Below are 22,581 nucleotides of genomic sequence, written 5' to 3' on the forward strand. Positions count from 1 at the left end.
TCAGAAGCTGCCAGCCCAGTTGTCGCCTTCGAGGATGCGCATAAACTCCTCTCCGGTGATGGTTTCGTTTTCATACAGGAACTTAGACAGCTCATGCAGCTTGCCCATATTGTCCCGCAGAATCTGCTTCGCCTTGTCATGCTGCTCGCGGACAATCTCGACGACCTTTTTGTCAATCATCGTCTGTGTCTCTGCCGAGCATGCCAGCGAGGTATCTCCGCCGAGATACTGGTTGTTGACGGTTTCCATCGCAACCATGCCGAACTCATCGCTCATGCCAAAGCGTGTTATCATTGCGCGCGCCAGCTTGGTCGCCTGCTCGATGTCGTTGGAGGCGCCCGTTGTGACGCTGTCAAACACCAATTCCTCCGCCGCGCGGCCACCGGTAAACGTCGCAATCTTATTCTCGATCTCCGGCTTGCTCATCAGGAAATGCTCATCCTGCTCGACCTGCATCGTATAGCCCAATGCGCCGGAAGTGCGCGGAATGATTGTGATCTTATGTACCGGGGCAGAGTCGGTCTGCTTGGCCGCAACCAGCGCATGTCCGATCTCATGATACGATACAATCAGCTTTTCCTTGTTGGAAAGCACGCGGTTTTTCTTCTGATAACCCGCGATAACGACCTCGACGCTCTCTTCCAGATCTGCCTGCGACGCCATTTTTCTGCCGTCGCGCACGGCGCGCAGCGCCGCCTCGTTGACGATATTTGCCAGCTCCGCGCCGGAGGCACCGGATGCCGCACGCGCCACCGCATTGAAATCAATGTTGGGAGACGTGCGGATTTTTCTCGCGTGTACCTTGAGAATTTCCTCACGTCCTTTGAGATCCGGCAGTTCAACCGGTACACGACGGTCAAAGCGTCCCGGTCGCAGCAACGCCGGGTCGAGCGACTCCGGACGGTTGGTTGCCGCGAGAATGACAACGCCCTTCGAGCCGTCGAAGCCGTCCATTTCGGTCAGCAGCTGATTGAGCGTCTGTTCACGCTCATCGTTTCCGCCGATCTGTCCGTCACGCTTTTTGCCAATTGCGTCAATTTCGTCAATGAAGACAATGCACGGTGCCTTTTCGGCTGCCTGCTTGAACAGGTCGCGCACCTTTGCCGCACCCATGCCGACGAACATTTCAACAAATTCCGAACCGGAAATGGAGAAAAACGGCACATCTGCCTCACCGGCGACCGCCTTGGCAAGCAGTGTCTTGCCGGTGCCCGGAGGGCCGACGAGCAGGGCGCCCTTCGGCATGGACGCACCGATTTCCGTATATTTCTGCGGATTGTGCAGGAAATCGACAATCTCCTGCAACAGTTCCTTTGCCTCATCTTCGCCTGCGACATCGTCAAAATGGATACCGGTCGTCGACTTGACATAGATTTTTGCGTTGCTCTTGCCCATGCCGAACATCATGGAATTGCCGCCGCTGTTTTTCTGCTGTATCTTCTTCATCATGTAATTGCCGAGCGCAATAAATATCACGATCGGGATGACATAGCCGATCAACAGGCTCATCATCGGCGACATTTCCTTGACGATATCCGTCGTAAACTGTGCGCCGGATTCATCGAGGCGGTTGACCAGATCCGGGTCATTCATAACACCGGTCTTGTAACACTGTGTATCGTCCTTATTGGTAAACGTAATCTGTGAGGAGGAAACATTGACTTTCCCCACCTCTTTGTCCTCCACCATCTGGAGGAAGGTGCTGTAATCTACCTCCTGCACCCTGCTTTCCGCAAGATACGGCATAATGAGCCCGTTGAGCACGCCTAAAATGGCAATGACGATCAACGAATAGTATATGAGCGGTTTTTTTGGATCTTTTACTTCTTGCACGACAATTGCTCCTTTCTTTTTTCACGCGAGCGAACGCTGTTTTTTACCAGCGTATAAATCACCGTTGTGGTCGGGACACCAAACAGCATGCCGATCACGCCGCCGAGCTTTCCGCCGACTGTAATCGCCAACAGCACCCAGATGCCCGGCAGACCGAGACGTCCACCGACCACACGCGGATAAATTACATTATTTTCCACCTGCTGTAGAATGACAAAGAAAATCAGGAACAGCAGCGCCCTAAACGGCGATACCATGAACAACAGGATGACAGCGACTGCACCGCCGATATATGCGCCGAGAATCGGGATGAGGGCCGTCACACCCACAACCATACTGACCATGCCCGCATAATCCAACCGCAAAATCAGCATTCCGACACAGCACAGGCTGCCCAGAATGACCGCTTCGGTGCTCTGTCCAATGATATAATTTTGAAACGAAGTAATGATGACATCCATCAGATAGCGCAGATGATCGTAATGCTGCTCCGGCAGGTAAGCACGCAGGATGCGGTCAAACTGCGACAGGATTTTTTTCTTTCCGGCGAGCATATAAACCGAAAATGCCAGCGCAATAAACAGATTCGCAATCGAGCTGACCATGCTTCCCGTTGCAGAGACAACCTTCGGCACAATTTCGCCCGCGACTTCATCCATCTGGCCGATGCTGTCACTGACCAGCTGCGCAATGCTGCTCAGGTCAATCGTTTCCATATGCAGGTATCCCGCCAGCACATTCAGCTCCTGCTGGAGATTTCCCAGATAGCTGTCCAGATTCATTGCGAACATACGCACGCTGCTGACCAGCTGCGGAATCACAACGCCGATCACTGCCGCCAGGATGGCGATAACCAGAAGATAGGCGGACGCGACTGCGGTATAATGTGCCGTCTTATCCTTCATATGCAGCTTTTCCGTATACATACGCCTGAACCAGCCATACGGTTGATTGAGTACAAATGCAATCGCAATGCCGATCAGAAACGGCTTGAACAGCGAAATAATCGCCGCCACACCATGCAGGATATCTTTACAGTATACCAGAAGCAGCACCAGCAGTGCCGCATAGGTGATAACCATGACACCCTGTTTGATTCTGTTTCGTTCCATCGCTTCACTCCCTATATGGTTTTGCTTTATTGTTTGCGTTTTTGCATGGAAATAGACACAAAAAATCACTGCATCAAGATACAGTACAAATTCATATTACACGCAGATTTTTTCAAAAACAATGCCGCCGCGCTAATTTTTACAATTTATTCATGTGCCGCAGTTTTTTTACAAATCGTTCAGAATCTGTCTTTCGACATATGTGCGTATTTGTCCAAAAAAAACGCACAGAGGGAATGTTTCCTCCATGCGTTCTGCCGTCTGCATTTGTCATGTCCGTGAGACACACTCATTATACCTTTGCGCCGCTGCGCAGGCGTTCATTTTCCCTGTCCTTTTCCGACAGCTGATCCATGAGATTCATGATGCGCCCGCGGTAATAATCCGACATACGGCGCACCATTCGACAGGTTTCATCGCGGTCATAGCCCCCGAACAGCGTGGTTGGCAGGTTGAGCTTCATCTCACCGTCATCATCATAGCAGATATATCGATCAAGGGTGTTTTCCATGATAAATTCTCCTTTTTTGTATCGTAACACTCTTTTGCTCTGCCTGTATCATATCAGTGAGATGTAAATTCCCTGCACACTTCTGTGTAAAATTTTCATCTCTCTTTGTAAAATGATTGTACAGCTGCTCACGGATACAGGATCTTCCGCGCGATGTCCGCCATAATTGCGTGGCCGCGCGCGTTGGGATGTACCCCGTCAGAAAAATACCGGCAATAGCCGTCGTGTGTATATTCCGGAAATTTCTGGGCAAAATCCAGACAGATGCATCCGTTATCGCGCGCATAGGCGCGAATCCACTGCGCCAGCGCATCCAGTTTTTCCGGCAGGCCATGCAGTCCCGGAAGGAACGCCGCCCAGTCATTGTTCAGCAATTCATTGAAATCCGGCTGCACGCATACCGCCGGCACAAGTACAATGCCACTGCGCTGTGCCTGCTCATACATGTAAAATAAGTTCTCCTCCACGCCCGCCAGCGTGCCGCCCTCGCTCAAATCATTGATGCCGCCCATGATGACCACACGGTCGGGCGCATCCCGCAGGACATGTGCGGAAAACCGCCTGCGCATCCCCGCTGTCGTGTCGCCGCTGATGCCGCGGTTTCTGTTCTTTCCGGGCATTGCGTCCACCCAGCATTCCCCATCGGAAACGCCGTAGCCCTCAGTAATGCTGTCACCGAGAAATATCGTTTTCTGCTCACTCCAGTTCACGTTTTTTCTCTCCTTTTCCTCCGACCTGTGAAGCCGCGCCGGAACGCTGTCTCCCCTCTCATTGCCCACAGGTTAAATTGATGATATTGCCGTCTATTTTGAGACATGTTTTGAACATTTTGAACAAATGTGCAAAAAAAAGTTTGTTCAGGATGAAAACTGTTAAATTATTGCTTTTCTTTTCGAGTAATGTTACAATCTAGGTAAGAAAAAATGCGCTGTAAATCCCGAAGAAAAGGCTCTCCTCTCCCCCTCCTTTTCTTTGCATGGTTGGTGAACCACTGTCTCACTTTTTCCTGAATCGAGGTGTTTTTTATGTTGCAATTGAAAGCTCCGCTTTCCCCGGCAGAATCTGAAATGCTCCTGCAATGCCTGTCGGAAATGGAAGCCAGCATTATAAAAAAAGCTTCCAATTCCAATCAAGATTATATGAAGCGCACGGCGCTTGCATCAGCCAAGCAAAAGGTTCAGTCGCAGGTATTTGACTGCTTTTACCGGGAAGAAATTACAAACATGATTTTCGCACTGGATTCACTCTCCAGAAAATGCAGTGCCCAACTCACGGAAAACATGTCTCCAGACGAGGCGGAAAACGTAGGAAACCTCCTGCGCACTGCCGCTACCACTCGAGCCAAGCTTCGGAGAGCCGTTTCTTCCAGATAACATCGTTTACTCCGGAACAATATGTTCCTTGCCCCCCTTTCTCAGCGCGGTAACCCTCCCGCGCGAAAAAAGCGCATCTGTCCGGCCGGACAGATGCGCTTTCCCTTTTTATATACTCTGTGCAATCGCCACAATGGATTTCCAGACGAGCGCTTCAAAGCGCGGGGCAGCCAGATCTGCATTCTGCTGCACCTCTTCGTGCAGCAGCGGGCCGCCGGTCATGCCCGCCGCCATGTTGGAGACACAGGAAATGCCGCACACGCGCATGCCCATATGCCGCGCCGCAATGACCTCGCAGGCCGTGCTCATGCCGACGGCATCTGCACCGAGCGCGCGTGCCATACGGATCTCCGCAGGCGTTTCAAACTGGGGGCCTGGCAGCTGGAGATACACTCCCTCCTGAAGCGGAATGCCTTCCTTTACCGCCACCGTGCGGATGATCGCGCGCAGGGCAGGATCATAGGCGTCCGTCATGTCCGGGAAACGCGTCCCCAACTCGTCAATATTCGCACCGCGCAGTGGTGACGGAATAAACGAGGAGATCTGGTCGGAAATCAGCATCAGATCGCCCGCATGGAAGTGCTCACAGATTCCGCCGGAGGCATTGGTCACCATCAGGATTTCCGCTCCCATCAGCTTCATCAGGCGGATCGGCAGCACGACATCCGGGATGTCATAGCCCTCATAGTAATGCACTCGTCCCTGCATGACAACGACAGGGACTGCATCGACATAGCCAAATACATAGCGCCCCTTATGCCCTTCAACCGTCGAGGTCGGGAAGCCCTCTATGGCACTGTAATCCACCGTCTGCACCACACGGATGCGGTCGGCAAAATTGCCCAGCCCTGTGCCGAGCATCAGTGCCAGCCGGGGCTGAAAGTCCGTCACTGTCCGCAGGCTGTCATAGCATTTCATCAGTTTTTCATAGGTTGGATTCATGGCTGTCCACATCCTTTCACTGATAACAGTATACCACGTTTCGGGCAATTGTTACAGTGTTTTCCCATTCCCGGCGCTGCTTTTCCGCGCTGCCCGGACAATCATCCACGCACCGATCAGCGACACAAACGGAACGGTCAGCACAACACCCATACTCGCAGATATCCCCTGCATGATCTCAATGGCGATGTCATACATGTTCATCAGCTGCATACGTGAATATCCATAGGCGTAAAACAGCACAATTGTGTTGATGGAACCGCCGGTAAATGCCAGAATCAGTGTGTTGGACATCGTACCCATCATGTCGTGTCCGACCGTCATGCCGGAGCGGAACAGCTGCCTGGTGTCCAGCTGCGGGTTTTTGTCGTGCAGTTCCTGTAAGGTCGACGCAATCGACATACTCACATCCATGACGGCTCCCAGTGCGGCGATCAGGATGCCTGCAAACATCAGCTGTCCGACCTGAATATCCAGCTGCTCCTGAATATAGATCAAGCTTTCGATATCGGAGACATTGTACCCACTGACCCGTGCAAGCTTGCCGAAGAGATACGCCAGCAGACCGGCTACCAGCACGCCCATCACCGTGCCGAGCACAGATGCCGTCGCCTTGACTGTAAAGCCGCCGACCAGATACATCGTGACCAGCGTGGTGGCAATGACAACAGCAATCGCCGCGATAACCGGCGAATAGCCGCGATAGACCATCGGCAGGAAAAACCAGAAAATACACAGGAACGTAAACGCCAGTCCGAGTACGGAATACAGGCCGCGTCGTCCGCCGATCAGAATAATCGTCAGCAGAAACAGTGCAATCATGCCGAGCAGCGCGGGCTCACGGTAATAGCCGTATACCGATCCGACGAGCTCACCGTCCGATTCACTGACAATGGCGACAACCTTCAGATTGGGCGTACAATGCGTGCCGTACAGATAAGCGGACGAGCTTTGCGCCTGTATGTGCTCTCCCTGATGCGCACCCGACAGAAGTTCCAGTTCAACCGTCTGATCGCCGATATACACGCCTCCTGACTGCTGGTTGTCCTCGATGACTTCGATCACGCGTGCCTTTACAAATTCACGCCCTTCGTTCTCCATCAGCGGATGCCTGTCCACCAGTGAAACGGTATACAGCCCGATACAAACGACGGCCATGACGGCAAGCGCCGCCAGGCGCTTCCAAAATCCTTTTTGTATTTTTCTACTGTTCATATTTGCTCCATAAAAAGTTGCCGGAGAACCGCAGTTCTCCGGCTTTTTCTGATCTATCGGTAAGAGAGGAGTTATTTTACTTTACTGCTTCGCAAAAGCGCATCATAATCTGTGCGACCTGTGCGCGCGTCGCATTGCTCCGCGGCGACAGCGTAGTCGTGCCGGTGCCAGTCATAATGCCGCTGGCTGCCGCCCAGCTGACAGCATCCTTCGCCCAGTCAGATACACGGTTTGCGTCGGTGTACTTGCTGAGGTCTGCGCGTGCAGACGTATCCTTGCCCATCTTCTCCGCAACCTTCTTCATCAGTGCAGCTGCCTGCTCACGGGTTACGCTGGCATTCGGGGAGAATTTACCGTCGCCTGTGCCGGCTGCAATGCCGTTCTGCTCTGCCCACTTGACGGCATCACAATACCAGTCATCCGTCTTCACATCGGTGAATGCCATCTCGCCGCTGACCTCCGGCTTGCCGGCCATGCTGTACAGTACCTGTACAAACATTCCACGGGACATCGTGATATCCGGACCGAAGGTGGTCTCACTCATACCGCTGAACAGCTTGTTCTGGTATGCATTTACAACGGCATCATAGTACCATGCATCCTTGCTGACATCGGTGAACGGGATCGCATCCTCATCGGTCTTGACGATCGTAAACGTGTCGTCAATTGCCTCGTCGTTATCGGTGCGGTACGTATTGATGGTAAAGCTGTCATCATCGATGTCAATGACCGAATAGGTCGGAACATCCTCCTGCCAGCGGTTTGCAATATAGGTCTGCATACGCGGAACAAGGTCATAATACTTACTGCCGGACGAGGAGTTTGCCGTCATATACAGAATGCCTTCCGGATTGACAGCCGTATTGCCTTCGGTTTCCTGTACAGCATCCTTGTCCATGACTGCATCGAGGTAGGCAAGATATGCCTGCTCTGCCGGATCCGTGGTTGTCGGGATGATATTGCCCGGTGCAACCGTGCGCGTTTCCGGATTTTCGCCCGCATCCATATCCTTATCCAGCATATCGCCGAACTCATCGTTGGTATACTCGGTTGTCTTCACGCCGCCCTTGAGGATTTCAGAACGGGAATAGGCGTGGTCATGACCGGTCAGGACAACGTCAATGTCATTTTCCTCGAAGTACGGGACGAGCTGATAGCGCAGATTGGTGATTTCCGGCTCATTGGAATGCTCTGCGGAACCGTAAATATCCTGATGGAGCGTAACAATGCGCCACTTTGCATCCGGACATGCCGCAACAGCCTGCTCAATAAACTGCTTGTGCTCCGCAACATTGGTGTTCTGTGTATTCAGCATGAGGAACAGCGCATTGCCATAGGTGTAGTAATAGTCGCCGCCGGCAATGCCGTTCGAGCCGAGCTCACTGTTGTTTGCGGTGTTGAAATGATAGGTATAATTCGGGTTATCCGCATCATGGTTGCCAACCGTTGTGGCAACCGGCGTGGAATCCAGCACTTCCGGGCACAGATAACCGGTATACTCGATTTCGCTGTTGGTTGCGTCCTTGTTCGGTGCCTTTTTCTTGGTCGTCTGGATCTGGTCACCTGCGGACAGGACAAAGCTTGCATCCGTGTCGCGTGCCAGTGCCTTTTCCAGCGTATTGTTCCAGTTGAACGAGTCGTTGCAGACAGATGCAGACTGTGCCTCATAGAACTCCGCCGTATCCGTGCCCTTCAGCTCATTGGACGAGCCGATCTGCGGATCGCCGACATAGATAAAGGAAAATCCGTCGCTGCTGTCCTGTACCTCGAATGCCACCGGCTCAGCATCGCCAATCTGGTAATAATAGGTGCCCGGTGTCAGGTCAGAGGCCGTCGCCTTGCACACATAATACTGCGTGCCCGCCTTATCCGTCGGACCCTCAGTTCCCTCGATGGTCACTTCTTGTACGGACTGCGTCATCGCTTCATCAGCCGCAACACGGAATGCCACGTTCTGTGTCTTGGAGTACCAGGCAAAATTCATTTTTGTCTGATCTGCACCAGGAGAAAGGGATACCTGAGTCCAGTCGTTCTTTATGGTCTCCCACTGCTCCTGCCACTGTGCATATACGCCATTTGCACCCGCATCCGTATCCGCTGCATTGGTATGTCCGTCCGGTGCTGCCGCCGCGAGGGACGGAACCGCACAGCCTGCCGCCATGACACCAGTCATCGCGAGTGCGGCAATCTGTTTCTTTACGCTCAAAACTGTCACTCCTGTTCCAAAAACAATTCGATTTTCTTCTCACATTTTTCAATTCTGAACCGATTCAAGCGCAGTATATCACTGCATTTTTGCAAATTCAGCGCATTTTACAAACATTTTAACCATCTATTACAAACATCTTAGTTTCCCCCGAAGATATGATATTTTATTTACATTGATGCGGATTTGGGTTCCCTTTCCCGCAAAATTTGAGTATACTAAAAGCAGCAGCCGGACGATAGGCAAATTCCACACGCAAGGAAACAAAAAAAAGAGTAACCATTGCGGAAATCAACTACTTTACCAAAGAAAACCTACCATTTCCATTAGAAAAACAAAATTTATTCTGCGAAAGGCGGAGGATTGTTCTGATTCCCCGCCGGAAGAGGACACCCTATGAATATTCCCGAACGAATTGCACAGGAACTGAATTTAAATGTCAATCATGTACAAAATGTCATTGCCCTGCTCGATGAGGGCAATACCGTGCCGTTTATTGCGCGCTACCGCAAGGAAATGCACGGCACAATGGATGACCAGGTCATCCGCCAGCTCGCCGACCGTCTCGCATATCTGCGCGGGCTGGAAACACGCAAGGAGGATGTCCTGCGTGCCATCGAGGAGCAGGGCAAACTGACCGGTGCATTGCGCACCGCCATTGAAAAAGCGGCGACATTGACCGAAGTGGAAGATTTATACCTCCCCTTTCGTCCCAAACGCCGCACCCGCGCATCCATTGCGCGCGAAAAAGGACTCGAACCACTTGCAGAAGCGCTCAAAAAAGGCACAGACCTGTCCGCCGAACAGCTGACCGCACCTTATGTCAATGCAGAATCCGGTGTGGATACCGCACGCGATGCACTGGACGGGGCGCTGGACATCCTCGCAGAAGACTGCTCGGTGGATGCCGCTCTGCGTGCCCATCTGCGCGCACTGCTGCGCGCCACCGGCGAACTGACCGCCGAAGGCAAGGATGCACAGGATACGGTCTATGCGCAATACAGCAGCTTCTGCAGCTCGGTGCGCCGTCTGCAAAGCCACCAGATTCTGGCGCTCAACCGCGGTGAACGGGAAAAAGTTTTGAAAATCGACATCACCTGCGACGAAGACGCCGCCGAACAGCTGATTGCACGCGCGGTCTACCGCAAGCCGCATCCATACGAAGCCGAGCTGTCCGCCATGTGCGCGGATGCCTGGAAGCGCCTGCTGTTCCCCTCGCTCAGCCGCGAGCTGCGCAAGGAGTTGACAGACGATGCAAATGAGAAGGCCATTGCGACCTTCGCGCTCAACCTCCGCCCGCTGCTCATGCAGCCGCCAATCAAGAACAAAGTCGTGCTCGGCTTTGATCCCGCCTATCGCACCGGCTGCAAGCTGGCCGTTGTCGATCCCACCGGTGCCGTACTCGACACCGCAGTCATCTATCCCACCCCGCCGCACAACAAGACGGAAGAATCCATGAAGAAACTGACGGCGCTCTGCAAAAAGCACGGTGTCACCTGTGTCGCACTTGGAAACGGCACGGCAAGCCGCGAATCTGAGCAGTTTTTGACCGATTTTATCCGTGAAAGCGGTTTGCCGATTTCCTACATGGTCGTCAGCGAAGCGGGGGCATCGGTCTATTCCGCCTCTAAGCTGGGTGCACAGGAATTTCCGGATTTCGACGTTTCCCTGCGCTCAGCGGTGTCCATTGCACGCCGCCTACAGGATCCGCTCGCAGAGCTGGTCAAAATTGATCCGAAGGCCATCGGCATCGGACAATATCAGCATGATATGCCGCAGGCGCGGTTGTCCCAGACGCTCGACGGCGTAGTAGAGGACTGTGTCAATGCAGTCGGCGTTGATCTCAATACGGCTTCCCCGTCCCTTCTGGAGCATATTTCCGGCATCTCTCCCGCAATTGCCAAAAATATCGCCGCATACCGCGAGGAAAACGGCGCATTTTCCTCCCGCAAACAGCTGCTCAAGGTTGCCAAGCTCGGCCCGAAGGCATTTGAACAGTGTGCAGGTTTCCTGCGTGTTGCCGAGAGCGCAGAGATGCTCGACAGCACGGCAGTCCATCCGGAGTCTTATCCGGCGGCAAAGCTGCTGCTGACGCTGTGTGGCTATACAGAAGACGATGTGCGTGCACGCAGGCTGGCTGATCTCGGCAAACGCATCAAATCAGTAGGAAAAGCGACGCTCGCGGAGCGCTGTGGTGTCGGCGTGCCGACGCTGACCGACATCGCCGCCGAGCTGCAAAAACCGGGGCGCGATCCGCGCGATGAGCTGCCCGCACCGCTGCTGCGCAGCGCAGATGTCATGACGCTTGAACAGCTCAAGCCCGGCATGGAAGTGGTCGGTACGGTGCGCAATGTCTGTGATTTTGGCGCATTTGTCGATATCGGTGTACATGAGGACGGACTGGTACACATCTCCCAGCTTTCCAATCAATTTGTCAAGCACCCGTCGCATGTGGTCCGTGTGGGCGATGTCGTCAAGGCAGTCGTCCTCTCGGTCGATCCCGCAAAAAAACGCATCGGACTGTCGATGAAACAAGTAAAGCAATAACGCAGGCATATAAAACGGGCGGAACCCGCAGGTTCCGCCCGTTTGCTTTCGGCTCTCTATATATTATTTGTTCATCGCACGGCGCGACTGCTCGTTCAGATCTCCACTGCGCAGGCGGTCGAAATAGGAGCGCGTCTCGCGCACAATAACACCACTCAGCGACAACAGTGCAATCAGGTTCGGCAGTGCCATCAGGCCGTTGAAGATGTCTGCAATGTTCCAGACCGCCTCAATCGTCATGTAAGGGCCAATAAATACCGCAAGAATATACAGCCAGCGATAAACCAGAATCGAACGCCTGCTGCCGCCAGACAGGTATTCGAGGCAGCGTTCGCCGTAATAATCCCAGCCCAGAATCGTCGTAAAGGCGAAGAATACCAGGCACAGCATGAGCACACCGGAGGTCACCCAGCCCGGCAGGAACGGCAGGCCGTTGTCAAACGCATAGCTCGTGACCAATGCGCCGTCCAGACCCGGTACATTCCATGCACCGGTGATAACGATGGTCAGTCCGGTCATGGTGCAGATGATGATAGTATCAATAAACGTGCCAGTCATGGAAACGAGTCCCTGACGGACAGGCTCCTTTGTCTGTGCAGCAGCTGCCGCGATCGGCGCGGAGCCGAGGCCCGCCTCGTTGGAGAAAATGCCGCGCGCAATGCCCTTCTGCATCGCAACAGTCAGCGAACCGACTGCGCCGCCGGTAACGGCTGCCGGGTTGAACGCACCCTTGACAATCTGTACCAGTGCGCCCGGGATGCTCTTATAATTATAGACAAGCAGAATCAGGCAGAACACGATGTACAGCACCGCCATAAACGGCACAATAACCTGCGATACGCTCGCAATGCGGCGGATGCCGCCCAGCAGAACCAGCGCCACGCAGATGGTCAGCAGCACACCTGCGACAATCGTCGCATAGCTGTAGTCGTTGCCGAACAGCGAAACTGTGTGCACCGCATTCGGGTCAAACAGATTGGTTACGGCAGTTGCAATGGAGTTGACCTGTGTAAACGTACCGATGCCAAACAGACCGACACACATGCCGAAAAAGGCAAACAGGCACGCAAGCCACTTCCATTTTTTGCCCATGCCGCGTTCGATGTAATAGAATGGGCCGCCGAGTGCATGGCCGTCTTTGTCGACCGTGCGATAGTAGACCGCGAGTAAACCCTCGGCGTACTTGGTTGCCATGCCAAAGAACGCCGCCAGCCACATCCAGAACAGCGCGCCGGGGCCGCCGGTTACCAGCGCCGTTGCAACGCCGGCAATGTTGCCGGTGCCGATGGTCGCAGAAAGTGCGGTACACAGCGCGCCGAAGCTCGTGACCTCACCCTCGCCGCCTTCCTCGTTTTTCACCATATACCGCAGCGCCCGCGGCAGATGCCGCATCTGAAGCAGGCCCAGACGGCAGGTCAGATAAATACCGGTCACCAGGATGAGGACGATCAGCGGAAGTCCCCACACCCAGCCGTCAATGATCTTGATTCCCTCATTGATCTGTGCAAACATTTGATTTCATTCCTCCATTTTTGTAAAAAATAAAAGTCGAAACGATTTGTTTCGACTCTTGGAGAAAAGACAAAGATATTGTGCTCTGTCCTTTTGCCTGAGAGATCGGCGGCATCTGCCGCCTTACACCTTCGGCGTTCAGAGAGAAATACGTTTCCCCTTGAAGCTCTCCAGAGCAGCAGGCACGTTCCTGGCCTGCTGTCGAATTACAATGATACCACATACTTCTTTCTTTGACAATATCTAATTAAAAAATGGCAGAATATTCCCATATTTTTCCTACATGTGTGCGGCTTCTTTCCTGCTTCAGGAAAGCAAATGCGTTTACCTTCCTGCGAAAATGTGATACACTGAGGAAAAATTCCCCACACAAAGGAGCCCTTGTCCCCATGAAATCCCATTGGAAACTCTATGTCCTGTATGCGCTGATTGTCGCAGTACTCGGTCAGATCTATATCTGTCCGTCACCCGACTCCGTGTTTGTTGTATCGGCAGGCGTGATCTGTCTGGAGCTGGTTCTGCTCCACGGGACAGACATCCACCCGTTTGCCTTTACCGTTACCTCCGGTGTGATGACCGCTGTCCTGCGCGCACTGCTTGTGCTCGTCTCCGGCGGCAACGTCCTCCAGAGCCTGTATTCCACCTTTACTTTTTATTTTGTCTTTGCCGTGCTCGTGCAGGTATCCCGCCTCATGCAGCTGCCGCAATCCAGAACACTGTTCAAAATCGCAGTGATGTGCTGCTTCGACGCAGTCAGCAATACCGTCGAACTTCTCCTGCTCCGGCAGCTGTCAGTCCGGGGCGTACAGCTGATCCTGCTGACCGCACTGACGCGCGCGCTGCTCATCTGGGTCATGCATGTGTTCTACTCCCGCCAGACACTCTATATCGTACAGGAAGAGCATCAGAAGCGCTATGCGCGCCTGAACCAGCTCGCTGCCAGCATCCATTCAGAGGTGTTTTTTCTTTCACAGACCTCAGACGACCTGGAGGCTCTGGTGCGCGATGGCTATGCCATGTATGAAACTGCAGAAGACCCGCAGGTTTCACAAAACGCACTCGCGCTGTCCAACCGCGCGCACAAAATCCGAAAGGACTGTGACCGTGTCATCAGCGGGCTGCAAACACTGACGGATGACATCGAGCATGAGCACACGCTGCATCTGCACGATATCTTCCGTATCTTACAGGACAACACGGTGCGCGGGCAGGAAATGGCCGACAAAAATATCAGCATCTCCTTTTCCTGCACGGGCGATGCTGAAATTGAGCAATATTTTAGTATTTTTACCATTTTGAACAACCTGATTTCCAATTCTGTCGATGCCTGCGGCACAAACGGGCACATTGACGTTCATGCGGAGGCATCGGAAGACACATTGACACTGACGGTATCCGACAACGGCAGCGGCATTGAAGAAGACCTCATCCCGTTGCTGTTCCACCCGGGCTTCTCCACCAAATTTGATCCCCAAACCGGCGAAGCCGCCAGCGGGATCGGCCTGTGCCATGTCAAAAATGCGGTTGACCGGATGGGCGGCACAATTGATGTCACCTCCGGTGAAACTACGATATTCACCATCCGGCTTCCGCTCGCGCACAGCTGGGAAAAGGGGGCGGTAACACATGGATAAAACCTTCCTGATTATCGATGACGACCCCGCTGTGTGCAAAATGCTCGAGCTGCTCATCCGCAGCAACGGACTCGGACGCGTTGTGTGTGTCCTGCACAGCGGCGAAAGTGCGGTGGGAGAAGTTCTGTTCTATCAACCGGACATCGTCCTGCTCGACATGGTACTGCCGGTCACCGGCGGCGTCACCATTGTGCGCCAGCTGGTTTCCTCCGGCTTTGCCGGAAAATGTGTCATGCTGTCGCAGATCAGTGACCGACAAATGATTTCCCGCGCCTATGAGGCGGGCATCCTGTTCTTCCTCAACAAGCCAATCAATGCCATCGAAGTGGTCAGCGTGCTGCGCTCCGCGATGGAGCTTGTCCACCTCAAACAGACGATGAACACCATCCGCAGTACGGTTCTCTCCGTGCCGGATGAATCACAGAACCCCCAGCCGCTGTCCATTGAAGCACAGCTGAGCGATATTTTCCGCGATCTCGGCCTGATCGGCACGGCGGGCATTGAGGATATTCAAGCGGTACTGCTCAAAATCATCGCACACAGGCGCGAATCGCGCGAACCATACCAGTTAAAAGAAATCTACAGCGCCGTGTGCCAGTCGCGCGGCAAGGACAGCGACGCGGCACAGCGCGCGCTGGAGCAGCGAATCCGCCGCACCATCCAGAAATCGCTGTCCACCATCGCGCAAATCGGCTGCGCGGATTATTATGACAGCGTGTTTACGGAATATGCCGCACTGCTGTTCGATTTCCGCCAGGTACAGCAGGAAATGAAGCACATCCGCAGCCCGCGCGAGGAGCAGGGCAAAATCAACACAAAAAAGTTTATGGAAGGCATTCTCTCCCGCATCACCGTGTAATCCTTTCTACCTCTTTCGTATGATAATTGACATATTTTCCGCATAATGTAAATTTTAAAGCGCGATTTTTGTGCAACTTTCCCGCTATTTTTCTGTATAGGTTGCTGTCGTTTTCTGTAGGTCGGATCTATACTGATAACAGAAGGAATTGAGATCAATCAGAGAAAGAGGATGAGATAGATGAGTATGATGGAATTATGGATGAACAAGAGCAATCAGACCCTGCCTGCACTGTCTGCGGAACAGACTGCTGTCATGGAACAGCTGGCCTCCCGCCTGACCGGTGCCAGCTATGACAGAAACCTGTTCTCCCTTTCCGTGCGTTTTTCCGCAGAGGCCGCCGCACACATCAACGCCGCACAGCATCCGGTCATCGTCGCGGGCTATTCGTCTGTCCGTGCACAGGCAGGTGACGCGCTGTCTCGTCTGGCAGAGGATGTGCATATTCCTGTCATCTATACCGACAAGGCAAAGGGCATCATCCCGTGTGACCACCGCTATGCCGTCTGCACGCTGGGTGCTTCGGAGGAGTGCCAGAAGCTGATCGACAGCGCCGACTTCATCCTCGCGCTGGACACCGCCGCAGAGCTGTGGGAACTGCATGCTTCCTGCCCGGTGATGTATCTGGAAAACACGCAGGAGGAAACCTCCTGCACGCTGGTCGAAGCACTCGGACGCATCCGCAGCCTGTGCCATCAGAAATCCTTTCCGAACACAGCCGTACACACCGGCGAAGAGCTGTTCCGCCGCGATATGGCGTTTGGCCGCAATCTGGCGTTCCCGATGTGCCCGGAAAAGGTACTGTTTGATGTGCGCTACTGCCTTGCACTCGATGACATCCTGATTACCGACGCGAGCGCCGCAGAGGATCATGTCATGAGCTATTATGACTGCTATCAGCCGGAAACCTGCCTGTTTACCCGTTCACACGGCACTGCTGTCATCGGCGCAGCTGCCGCAAAGCTGGCAAAGCCGGACAAACACGTGCTCGCTGTCACCGATCCCGCCGGCCTGAGCCGCAGCGATTTCGACATGATGCAGCAGCTGAACGCACCGGCTGCCGTACTGGTACTCTATCGTCCGGAGCAGACTCCCGAGCTCAGCGGCTTCGGTGTTCCGGTTCTCTCCGTTTCCAGCGCGGTTCAGCTGATCCCGTCGCTCCAGCGTGCACTGCGCTCCGACCGTCCGTGCATCATCAGCTGTCCGGCCAATATCTGATCATTGAAGTCTTCGCTCTTTATCCGGGCGCATACGGTGCTTTTCCGCTCTGTATGCGCCCTGTGTATTTCTCCGGTATATCCGCCTTTCCTGTTCAGGCGGATGTTACCATTTGTATTTTCCCCGTCGTTTTTTGTCGGTTGGTGTCGTTTTGGTTTATACTAAACTACAGAAAAGCAAGGCGCCTTGGTTCCATGCACGTCAATTGACGGAAGCCGGGCGCTTTTTTGCACTCAATTTGCGAAAAATCCCTCTCAGAGAAAGGAGCAACTCCCATGTCAAAAAACTGGATTTGGATCACAGGTGCTGACGGACACGTCGGCTCTGCGCTCAAGAAGCTGCTGCCCGGCAACGGCTACCATCTTCTGTGTACCAACCAGACCGACGTCGATGTCACGCATGCGGCAGATGTCCAGCTGTACGCCGACATGAATCGTCCTGTGGCAATCATCAACTGCGCCGCACTGTCCAACCCGGCGCTGTGTGAGCAAAACCCGGAGCAGGCATACAATGTCAATGCGCTCGGTGCGCGCAACCTCGCCGTTGCCGCCAACCGCGTCGGTGCCTGCCTCATTCAGATGTCTACCGACGATGTATTCGGCAATCAAGGCACCACACCGTACAACGAATTTGACCCGATGCCTGTGCCAAATTCTATCTACGGCAAATCCAAGCTCGCCGGCGAACGATACGTCAGTTATTTGTGCGCACGCCATATCATCATCCGCTCCTCGTGGGTGTACGGCACCGGTTCCGACTTCGTGGATACCTTCCTGCGCGCAGGCGATGAGCTCAAGGTCGCCAACAATGAAATTGCCGTCCCGACCAGTGCAAAGGAACTGGCAAAGGTCATTCGGGCCTGCGGACAAAAAGTTGGACTCCAAAAGGAGGGAACTGAATGTATACAAAAGAGCAGGAAGAAATCGCACTAAGAGAATACGAGCGGCTGGGATCAATAGCTGCTGTAATCCGTCGGTTAGGATACCCGAGCGAGTCTACGCTTTACCGCTGGTATGAGCGCAAAAAAGCCGGGTTAGAGAACAGACATGGCCACACAGAAGAGTCTCCCACAGAGATGGATCATCACTGCAACACATCGGGGCATCCAAGGCATCCCTCAGCAGAATTCAAATATGAGGTAATTCACCGTTGCTTTGAATTAGGCGAAGATGTAGAATATGTATCAAGGGAAATCGGATACAGCCGTATGAGCATATACGTCTGGCGCAGGAAATATCTGAAGTATGGGATGGTGGGTCTGATGGCGAAGAGAAAAAGCATACCAAGGAGCCGTTGCCTCAGGATCATGCATTGCCTGAATCTGAGGAACTGGAGAATCTTCGAACGCAACTCCAGGAACTGCAGTTTGAAGTAGATGTGCTGAAGGAGACCATCTCAGTTTTAAAAAAAGACCCCGGCATCGATCTAACGGTACTCAGAAACCGTGAAAAGGCAGTGATCATCGATGCCTTGAAGGGGAAATATGCACTGCCAGCGCTGCTGTCCCGTTTTAAGATGGCCAAAAGCAGTTACTATTACCAGCAAGCTGTTATGAACAAACCCGACAAATATCTATCCCAACGGGCACAAATCACCTCGATTTTTCACGAAAACAGGGGCATATATGGTTACCGTCGCATTTATCTGGCGCTGAAGCGCAAAGGGATTATGCTCTCCGAGAAGATCATCCGCCGGATCATGAAAGAAGAAAAACTGGTGGTTTTGCGCTCGAAGAAACGAAAATATAGTTCGTATTTGGGGGAAATCACACCCGAAGTAGAGAACATCATTTTACGCGATTTCCATGCAAATCAGCCGTATGAGAAGTTGCTGACGGATATCACAGAATTTGCCCTTTCGAACGGCAAGCTATATCTCTCCGCCATGATCGATTGTTTTGATGGAATGGTTGTGGGCTGGACGATCGGAACCCGCCCCAATGCCGATCTGGTCAACACCATGTTGGATCAAGTGATTGCCGATCTGCCAGAGGGCTGTCATCCGATTGTCCATTCTGACAGGGGCTGCCATTACCGATGGCCCGGATGGATTGAACGGATGAATGGGGCCGGTCTCATTCGCTCTATGTCTAAGAAGGGCTGCTCCCCCGATAACGCAGCCTGCGAAGGTTTCTTTGGAAGGCTCAAAAACGAAATGTTCTATGGCCGCTCTTGGACAGGAGTCTCGCTTGACGATTTTAGCCGGGAGATTGACCGCTATATCAATTGGTATAACCATAAACGCATCAAGTTATCTCTAGGTGGGATGAGCCCGATTGAGTATAGACATCATCTTGGTTTTGCTGCATAATCAGTCCAAGATTTTGTCCGCACCCCCTTCTTTCGCTGCTCGGTTCATCCAATTACGGTACATATCATGCCGTCTGCACCGGCGGCCCGGTTACCCGCTATGAATACGCGGAAATGCTCAAAAAGCTGACCGGAAAGGATATTCATCTGGTGCCGGTTCTCGGTGACGGCTCGGAACGCCCGTCGTATTCCGTCCTCGACAACATGATGCTGCGCATCAGCGGCATGGAAGAGCCGAAGGACTGGAAGGAAGCTCTCTCGGAGTTCCTGACGGAATGCGGCTTTCACCCTACCCTGTGAGTTAGGAGGTACTAATGAAAAAAGAAAAGAAAAAGCTCGGTCTTACGACTAAAATCTTTATCGCACTGATTCTCGGCTGCCTGTGCGGCATCATTATGCACTATTTTGTGCCGGAGGGCTATGTGCGCGATACCATCATTGTAAACGGCGTCTTCTATGTTGTGGGCAACGGCTTCCTGCGTCTGATGAAGATGCTCGTTGTCCCGCTGGTTTTCTGCTCGCTGATCTGCGGCAGTATGGCGATGGGCGACACCAAGAGTCTCGGCAAGGTCGGCATTAAAACCCTGCTGTTCTATCTGCTGACCACTGCACTGGCAATCTCTGTCGCACTCGGCGTCGCAAATATCATCAATCCGGGCATCGGTCTGGATACCTCAGCCATCCAGGCGCAGGAAACCTCTGTTTCAGAGTCCACCAGCGTCGCGGACACGCTGCTCAACATCATTCCGGAAAACCCGGTCGCATCGCTCGCCAACGGCACGATGCTTCAGATCATCTTCTTTGCCCTGTTTGTCGGCATTCTGCTGGCAAAGCTGGGTGACCGCGCAAACCTCGTGAGCAATTTTGTCTCGCAGTGCAATGATATCATGATGGAAATGACCTCTGCGGTCATGTATGTCGCACCGATCGGTGTCTTCTGTCTGATTGCAAAGACCTTCTCCGGCATCGGCTTCAGTGCGTTTGTTCCGCTGCTCAAATATATGATCGGCGTCCTGCTTGCTCTGGCAATCCAGTGCCTTGTCGTATACCAGGGTCTGCTCAAGATCACGACCGGACTCAATCCGTTGGTATTCCTCAAGAAATTCTTCCCTGTCATGGCGTTCGCCTTCTCGACAGCGACCTCCAACGCGACTATTCCGCTGTCCACCGAGACGCTGGATGTCAAGCTGGGCGTATCGCGCAAGATCAGCTCATTCACCATCCCGCTCGGTGCGACCATCAACATGGACGGCACTGCCATCATGCAGGGCGTTGCGGTTGTCTTTGCCGCACAGGCGTTCGGCATTGACCTGTCCGGCGCGGACTATCTGACCGTCATTCTGACCGCAACACTCGCGTCCGTCGGCACCGCAGGCGTCCCGGGTGTCGGCCTTGTCACACTGTCCATGGTATTCGCTTCCGTCGGCCTGCCGGTCGAAGCAATCGGCCTGATTATGGGCATCGACCGCATCCTCGATATGACACGTACCGCTGTTAACATCACGGGCGACGCCGTCTGCACGACCATCATCGCACACCAGAGCGGTCTGGTCGACCGCGAGCGTTTTTATGCCACGGTTCAGTCGGATGACGACGCAGCATAACACAAAAATTTCAAGACACAAAGGACGATTATGACACTCATTCCATTTCTCATCGTTTGCCCGCTCACCTTCCTCGCCGGCCTGGTCGATTCCATCGCCGGCGGGGGCGGACTGATTTCACTCCCGGCCTTTCTGTTCGCCGGGCTTCCCATGCACACTGCCATCGCAACAAACAAGCTGTCTTCTTCCGTCGGCACGACGGTTTCCACGGCGCGTTACTGCAAAAATGGCTTTTTTGACCGCAGGATTGCCCTGCCGAGCATTGTTCTCGCGCTCGCGGGCTCGACGCTCGGCGCCCGGCTCGTGCTGCTTGTCGATGACACCTATCTGCGCTGGCTGTTGATCGCTGTCCTGCCGATCGTGGCCATCCTTGTCTTTCTGGACAAGGGGGATGGCCATGCGAACCCGGATTTCCCGGCTTCGCGGCGCATGGCAATCTCCTGCATCGCCGCGCTCGTCATCGGCATGTACGACGGCTTTTATGGGCCGGGCACCGGCACCTTCCTGCTGCTCGCGCTGACCAAATGTGCACATATGGACGTGCGCACGGCCTCCGGCAACGTCAAGCTCATCAATCTGTCGTCCAATATTGCAGCTCTGGCGACCTTCCTGTTCAGCGGGGCGGTCAATATTGCGCTCGGTCTGGCAGGCGCGGCCTTTTGTCTGGTCGGGCACTACATGGGCTCCGGCCTCGTTATGAAAAACGGAAATAAGATTGTCAAACCGATCATTATCGTCGTTCTGGTTCTTCTGTTCCTGAAAATCATCCTCGGATAATTCCCACTCTCCTCAGGAGGTGTTCCTTTTGAAAAAACATTTTGCCCTGCTGGGCGCGCTGCTCCTGTCGGTCTCCGCACTGGCCGGCTGCGGCACTTCTGCCCCACAAAACGGAAGCGGTACGGCTTCCTCTTCCTCTGAGCCGACGGCAACGCTGGATGACCTGAAAGAGCGCGGCTGCATCAATGTCGCGGTCAAAACCGATGTCCCGAACTTCGGCTATCAGAATGAAGATGGCAGCTTTGAGGGCCTGGAGGTTGACATTGCCTATGAGCTCGCCGCATCGCTGTTTGACGTCGAGCCGGAACAGGCAAAAGAGGACGGTCTGGTCAACTTCATCGGTGTCACCTATGACGAGCGCGGCAAGGTGCTCGACGATGGCACAGCGGATTTCACCATTGCGACATTCTCCATCACAGAGGAACGCAAAACGCAGTGGAACTTCACCACACCGTATTATACCGATTCCCTCGGCCTGATGGTAGAAAAAGCCGTGACCGATTCCAATTCCCTCGGCACCCAAGCCATTACCTCCATCAGCAAGCTGGACGGCAAGATCATCGGTGTCGCGCGCAACACCACGACACGCGCTGACCTGCTCGCCTACCTTGACCGCAATGGCCTCGACATCACACCGCAGTTTATGGAGTTCGGCAGCTATGACGCACTGAAACAGGCACTGGATGCCGGTACCATCGACGTATTTTCCGTCGACCGCAGCATCCTGTATGGCTACGTGGACAATAAAACCACCATCCTGCCGGACAAATTCGCCTATCAAAATTACGGCATCGCGACGGCAAAGGCAAACACCGAGCTTGCGGAATTTGCACAGCAGACGCTGGACGAAATTTCGCAGGACAGTACGCTTTCCGAATTGATCCGCAGCCGGAATATCGACAGCTGACAACCAAACAGAGCAGAAAAGC

Annotated in this window: 20 protein-coding genes and 1 riboswitch; of the genes, 12 read left to right on the forward strand and 8 right to left on the reverse strand. The window is 53.6% G+C overall.

Features of this window, described 5'->3' with window-relative positions; genetic code table 11:
- The 4 genes from ftsH to ACLM7Z_RS00195 all read right to left on the reverse strand — a co-directional run bounded on the left by ftsH (nucleotide 1) and on the right by ACLM7Z_RS00195 (nucleotide 4,166).
- On the reverse strand, nucleotides 1–1,833 hold the full coding sequence (gene ftsH, locus ACLM7Z_RS00180) for an ATP-dependent zinc metalloprotease FtsH (RefSeq protein ID WP_087017211.1): 1,833 nt from the start codon (nucleotides 1,831–1,833) through the stop codon (nucleotides 1–3).
- The gene (locus tag ACLM7Z_RS00185; RefSeq protein WP_435645446.1) at nucleotides 1,821–2,945 is read right to left on the reverse strand and encodes an AI-2E family transporter; all 1,125 of its coding nucleotides are present in this window, start codon (nucleotides 2,943–2,945) and stop codon (nucleotides 1,821–1,823) included. The genes ftsH and ACLM7Z_RS00185 overlap by 13 nt, the downstream gene beginning before the upstream one ends.
- Nucleotides 2,946–3,237: 292 nt before the next feature.
- Complete coding sequence (locus ACLM7Z_RS00190; protein WP_087017207.1) at nucleotides 3,238–3,456, reverse strand: hypothetical protein; 219 nt, start codon at nucleotides 3,454–3,456, stop codon at nucleotides 3,238–3,240.
- Nucleotides 3,457–3,584: 128 nt separating this feature from the next.
- Nucleotides 3,585–4,166, reverse strand: a complete 582-nt coding sequence (locus tag ACLM7Z_RS00195; RefSeq protein WP_165761012.1) for a GDSL-type esterase/lipase family protein — start codon at nucleotides 4,164–4,166, stop codon at nucleotides 3,585–3,587.
- 315 nt (nucleotides 4,167–4,481) lie between these two features.
- Between ACLM7Z_RS00195 and ACLM7Z_RS00200 the strand changes: the two genes are divergently transcribed.
- A complete protein-coding gene (locus ACLM7Z_RS00200; RefSeq protein ID WP_087017203.1) occupies nucleotides 4,482–4,829 on the forward strand; it encodes a hypothetical protein in 348 nt (115 codons plus the stop codon).
- A gap of 108 nt (nucleotides 4,830–4,937) precedes the next feature.
- Here the strand turns inward: ACLM7Z_RS00200 and ACLM7Z_RS00205 are convergent, their stop codons facing one another.
- From ACLM7Z_RS00205 to ACLM7Z_RS00215, 3 genes are all read right to left on the reverse strand, one after another.
- A complete protein-coding gene (locus ACLM7Z_RS00205) occupies nucleotides 4,938–5,771 on the reverse strand; it encodes a purine-nucleoside phosphorylase (protein WP_087017201.1) in 834 nt (277 codons plus the stop codon).
- A 51-nt stretch (nucleotides 5,772–5,822) separates the two neighbouring features.
- Nucleotides 5,823–6,986: a YibE/F family protein gene (locus tag ACLM7Z_RS00210; protein ID WP_273350126.1), complete on the reverse strand. Its 1,164-nt coding sequence runs from the start codon at nucleotides 6,984–6,986 to the stop codon at nucleotides 5,823–5,825.
- 76 nt (nucleotides 6,987–7,062) lie between these two features.
- Entirely contained in the window at nucleotides 7,063–9,192 is a 2,130-nt protein-coding gene (locus ACLM7Z_RS00215) for an S-layer homology domain-containing protein (RefSeq protein WP_087017198.1), read from the reverse strand.
- Nucleotides 9,193–9,588: 396 nt separating this feature from the next.
- On the opposite strand from ACLM7Z_RS00215, the gene ACLM7Z_RS00220 reads away from it, so the two are divergent.
- Nucleotides 9,589–11,739 carry a Tex family protein gene (locus ACLM7Z_RS00220; protein ID WP_087017195.1) on the forward strand — a complete coding sequence of 717 codons (2,151 nt, stop codon included), beginning with the start codon at nucleotides 9,589–9,591 and terminating at the stop codon, nucleotides 11,737–11,739.
- Nucleotides 11,740–11,802: 63 nt separating this feature from the next.
- Here the strand turns inward: ACLM7Z_RS00220 and ACLM7Z_RS00225 are convergent, their stop codons facing one another.
- Nucleotides 11,803–13,251, reverse strand: coding sequence for an alanine/glycine:cation symporter family protein (locus ACLM7Z_RS00225; RefSeq protein WP_087017194.1), 1,449 nt, complete (start codon nucleotides 13,249–13,251; stop codon nucleotides 11,803–11,805).
- 75 nt (nucleotides 13,252–13,326) lie between these two features.
- A riboswitch (glycine riboswitch) is annotated at nucleotides 13,327–13,435 on the reverse strand.
- Between the two features lie 205 nt (nucleotides 13,436–13,640).
- Between ACLM7Z_RS00225 and ACLM7Z_RS00230 the strand changes: the two genes are divergently transcribed.
- The 10 genes from ACLM7Z_RS00230 to ACLM7Z_RS00275 all read left to right on the forward strand — a co-directional run bounded on the left by ACLM7Z_RS00230 (nucleotide 13,641) and on the right by ACLM7Z_RS00275 (nucleotide 22,559).
- Nucleotides 13,641–14,885, forward strand: a complete 1,245-nt coding sequence (locus tag ACLM7Z_RS00230; RefSeq protein ID WP_165761011.1) for a sensor histidine kinase — start codon at nucleotides 13,641–13,643, stop codon at nucleotides 14,883–14,885.
- On the forward strand, nucleotides 14,878–15,744 hold the full coding sequence (locus tag ACLM7Z_RS00235) for a response regulator (protein WP_087017191.1): 867 nt from the start codon (nucleotides 14,878–14,880) through the stop codon (nucleotides 15,742–15,744). Before ACLM7Z_RS00230 ends, ACLM7Z_RS00235 begins: the two co-directional genes overlap by 8 nt.
- Nucleotides 15,745–15,930: 186 nt before the next feature.
- Nucleotides 15,931–16,962, forward strand: a complete 1,032-nt coding sequence (locus ACLM7Z_RS00240) for a hypothetical protein (protein ID WP_165761010.1) — start codon at nucleotides 15,931–15,933, stop codon at nucleotides 16,960–16,962.
- Between the two features lie 275 nt (nucleotides 16,963–17,237).
- A complete protein-coding gene (locus ACLM7Z_RS00245; RefSeq protein ID WP_435645447.1) occupies nucleotides 17,238–17,894 on the forward strand; it encodes an SDR family oxidoreductase in 657 nt (218 codons plus the stop codon).
- Nucleotides 17,861–18,337 carry a transposase gene (locus ACLM7Z_RS00250; RefSeq protein WP_435645000.1) on the forward strand — a complete coding sequence of 159 codons (477 nt, stop codon included), beginning with the start codon at nucleotides 17,861–17,863 and terminating at the stop codon, nucleotides 18,335–18,337. The genes ACLM7Z_RS00245 and ACLM7Z_RS00250 overlap by 34 nt, the downstream gene beginning before the upstream one ends.
- Nucleotides 18,274–19,272 (forward strand): IS3 family transposase, encoded by a 999-nt coding sequence (locus ACLM7Z_RS00255; protein WP_435645448.1) that lies wholly within the window; start codon nucleotides 18,274–18,276, stop codon nucleotides 19,270–19,272. The genes ACLM7Z_RS00250 and ACLM7Z_RS00255 overlap by 64 nt, the downstream gene beginning before the upstream one ends.
- A 35-nt stretch (nucleotides 19,273–19,307) precedes the next feature.
- Nucleotides 19,308–19,571 (forward strand): sugar nucleotide-binding protein, encoded by a 264-nt coding sequence (locus tag ACLM7Z_RS00260; RefSeq protein WP_435645752.1) that lies wholly within the window; start codon nucleotides 19,308–19,310, stop codon nucleotides 19,569–19,571.
- 14 nt (nucleotides 19,572–19,585) lie between these two features.
- Nucleotides 19,586–20,875, forward strand: a complete 1,290-nt coding sequence (locus ACLM7Z_RS00265; protein WP_435645449.1) for a dicarboxylate/amino acid:cation symporter — start codon at nucleotides 19,586–19,588, stop codon at nucleotides 20,873–20,875.
- 30 nt (nucleotides 20,876–20,905) lie between these two features.
- Entirely contained in the window at nucleotides 20,906–21,652 is a 747-nt protein-coding gene (locus ACLM7Z_RS00270; RefSeq protein WP_087017183.1) for a sulfite exporter TauE/SafE family protein, read from the forward strand.
- Between the two features lie 28 nt (nucleotides 21,653–21,680).
- The gene (locus ACLM7Z_RS00275) at nucleotides 21,681–22,559 is read left to right on the forward strand and encodes a transporter substrate-binding domain-containing protein (RefSeq protein WP_165761009.1); all 879 of its coding nucleotides are present in this window, start codon (nucleotides 21,681–21,683) and stop codon (nucleotides 22,557–22,559) included.
- Nucleotides 22,560–22,581: the final 22 nt, after the last annotated feature.

It is taken from the genome of Butyricicoccus porcorum, from assembly GCF_051246315.1.
GTDB lineage: Bacteria > Bacillota > Clostridia > Oscillospirales > Butyricicoccaceae > Butyricicoccus_A > Butyricicoccus_A porcorum.

Excerpts from the sequence above, each read along its gene's own strand:
- ACLM7Z_RS00245 (WP_435645447.1), top strand. The coding sequence starts at position 17,238 with ATGTCAAAAAACTGGATTTGGATCACAGGTGCTGACGGACACGTCGGC.
- ACLM7Z_RS00200 (WP_087017203.1), top strand. The coding sequence starts at position 4,482 with ATGTTGCAATTGAAAGCTCCGCTTTCCCCGGCAGAATCTGAAATGCTC.
- ACLM7Z_RS00235 (WP_087017191.1), top strand. The coding sequence starts at position 14,878 with ATGGATAAAACCTTCCTGATTATCGATGACGACCCCGCTGTGTGCAAA.
- ACLM7Z_RS00265 (WP_435645449.1), top strand. The coding sequence starts at position 19,586 with ATGAAAAAAGAAAAGAAAAAGCTCGGTCTTACGACTAAAATCTTTATC.
- ACLM7Z_RS00190 (WP_087017207.1), bottom strand. The coding sequence starts at position 3,456 with ATGGAAAACACCCTTGATCGATATATCTGCTATGATGATGACGGTGAG.
- ACLM7Z_RS00210 (WP_273350126.1), bottom strand. The coding sequence starts at position 6,986 with ATGAACAGTAGAAAAATACAAAAAGGATTTTGGAAGCGCCTGGCGGCG.
- ACLM7Z_RS00270 (WP_087017183.1), top strand. The coding sequence starts at position 20,906 with ATGACACTCATTCCATTTCTCATCGTTTGCCCGCTCACCTTCCTCGCC.
- ACLM7Z_RS00230 (WP_165761011.1), top strand. The coding sequence starts at position 13,641 with ATGAAATCCCATTGGAAACTCTATGTCCTGTATGCGCTGATTGTCGCA.
- ACLM7Z_RS00220 (WP_087017195.1), top strand. The coding sequence starts at position 9,589 with ATGAATATTCCCGAACGAATTGCACAGGAACTGAATTTAAATGTCAAT.
- ACLM7Z_RS00185 (WP_435645446.1), bottom strand. The coding sequence starts at position 2,945 with ATGGAACGAAACAGAATCAAACAGGGTGTCATGGTTATCACCTATGCG.
- ACLM7Z_RS00205 (WP_087017201.1), bottom strand. The coding sequence starts at position 5,771 with ATGAATCCAACCTATGAAAAACTGATGAAATGCTATGACAGCCTGCGG.
- ACLM7Z_RS00225 (WP_087017194.1), bottom strand. The coding sequence starts at position 13,251 with ATGTTTGCACAGATCAATGAGGGAATCAAGATCATTGACGGCTGGGTG.
- ACLM7Z_RS00250 (WP_435645000.1), top strand. The coding sequence starts at position 17,861 with ATGTATACAAAAGAGCAGGAAGAAATCGCACTAAGAGAATACGAGCGG.
- ACLM7Z_RS00240 (WP_165761010.1), top strand. The coding sequence starts at position 15,931 with ATGATGGAATTATGGATGAACAAGAGCAATCAGACCCTGCCTGCACTG.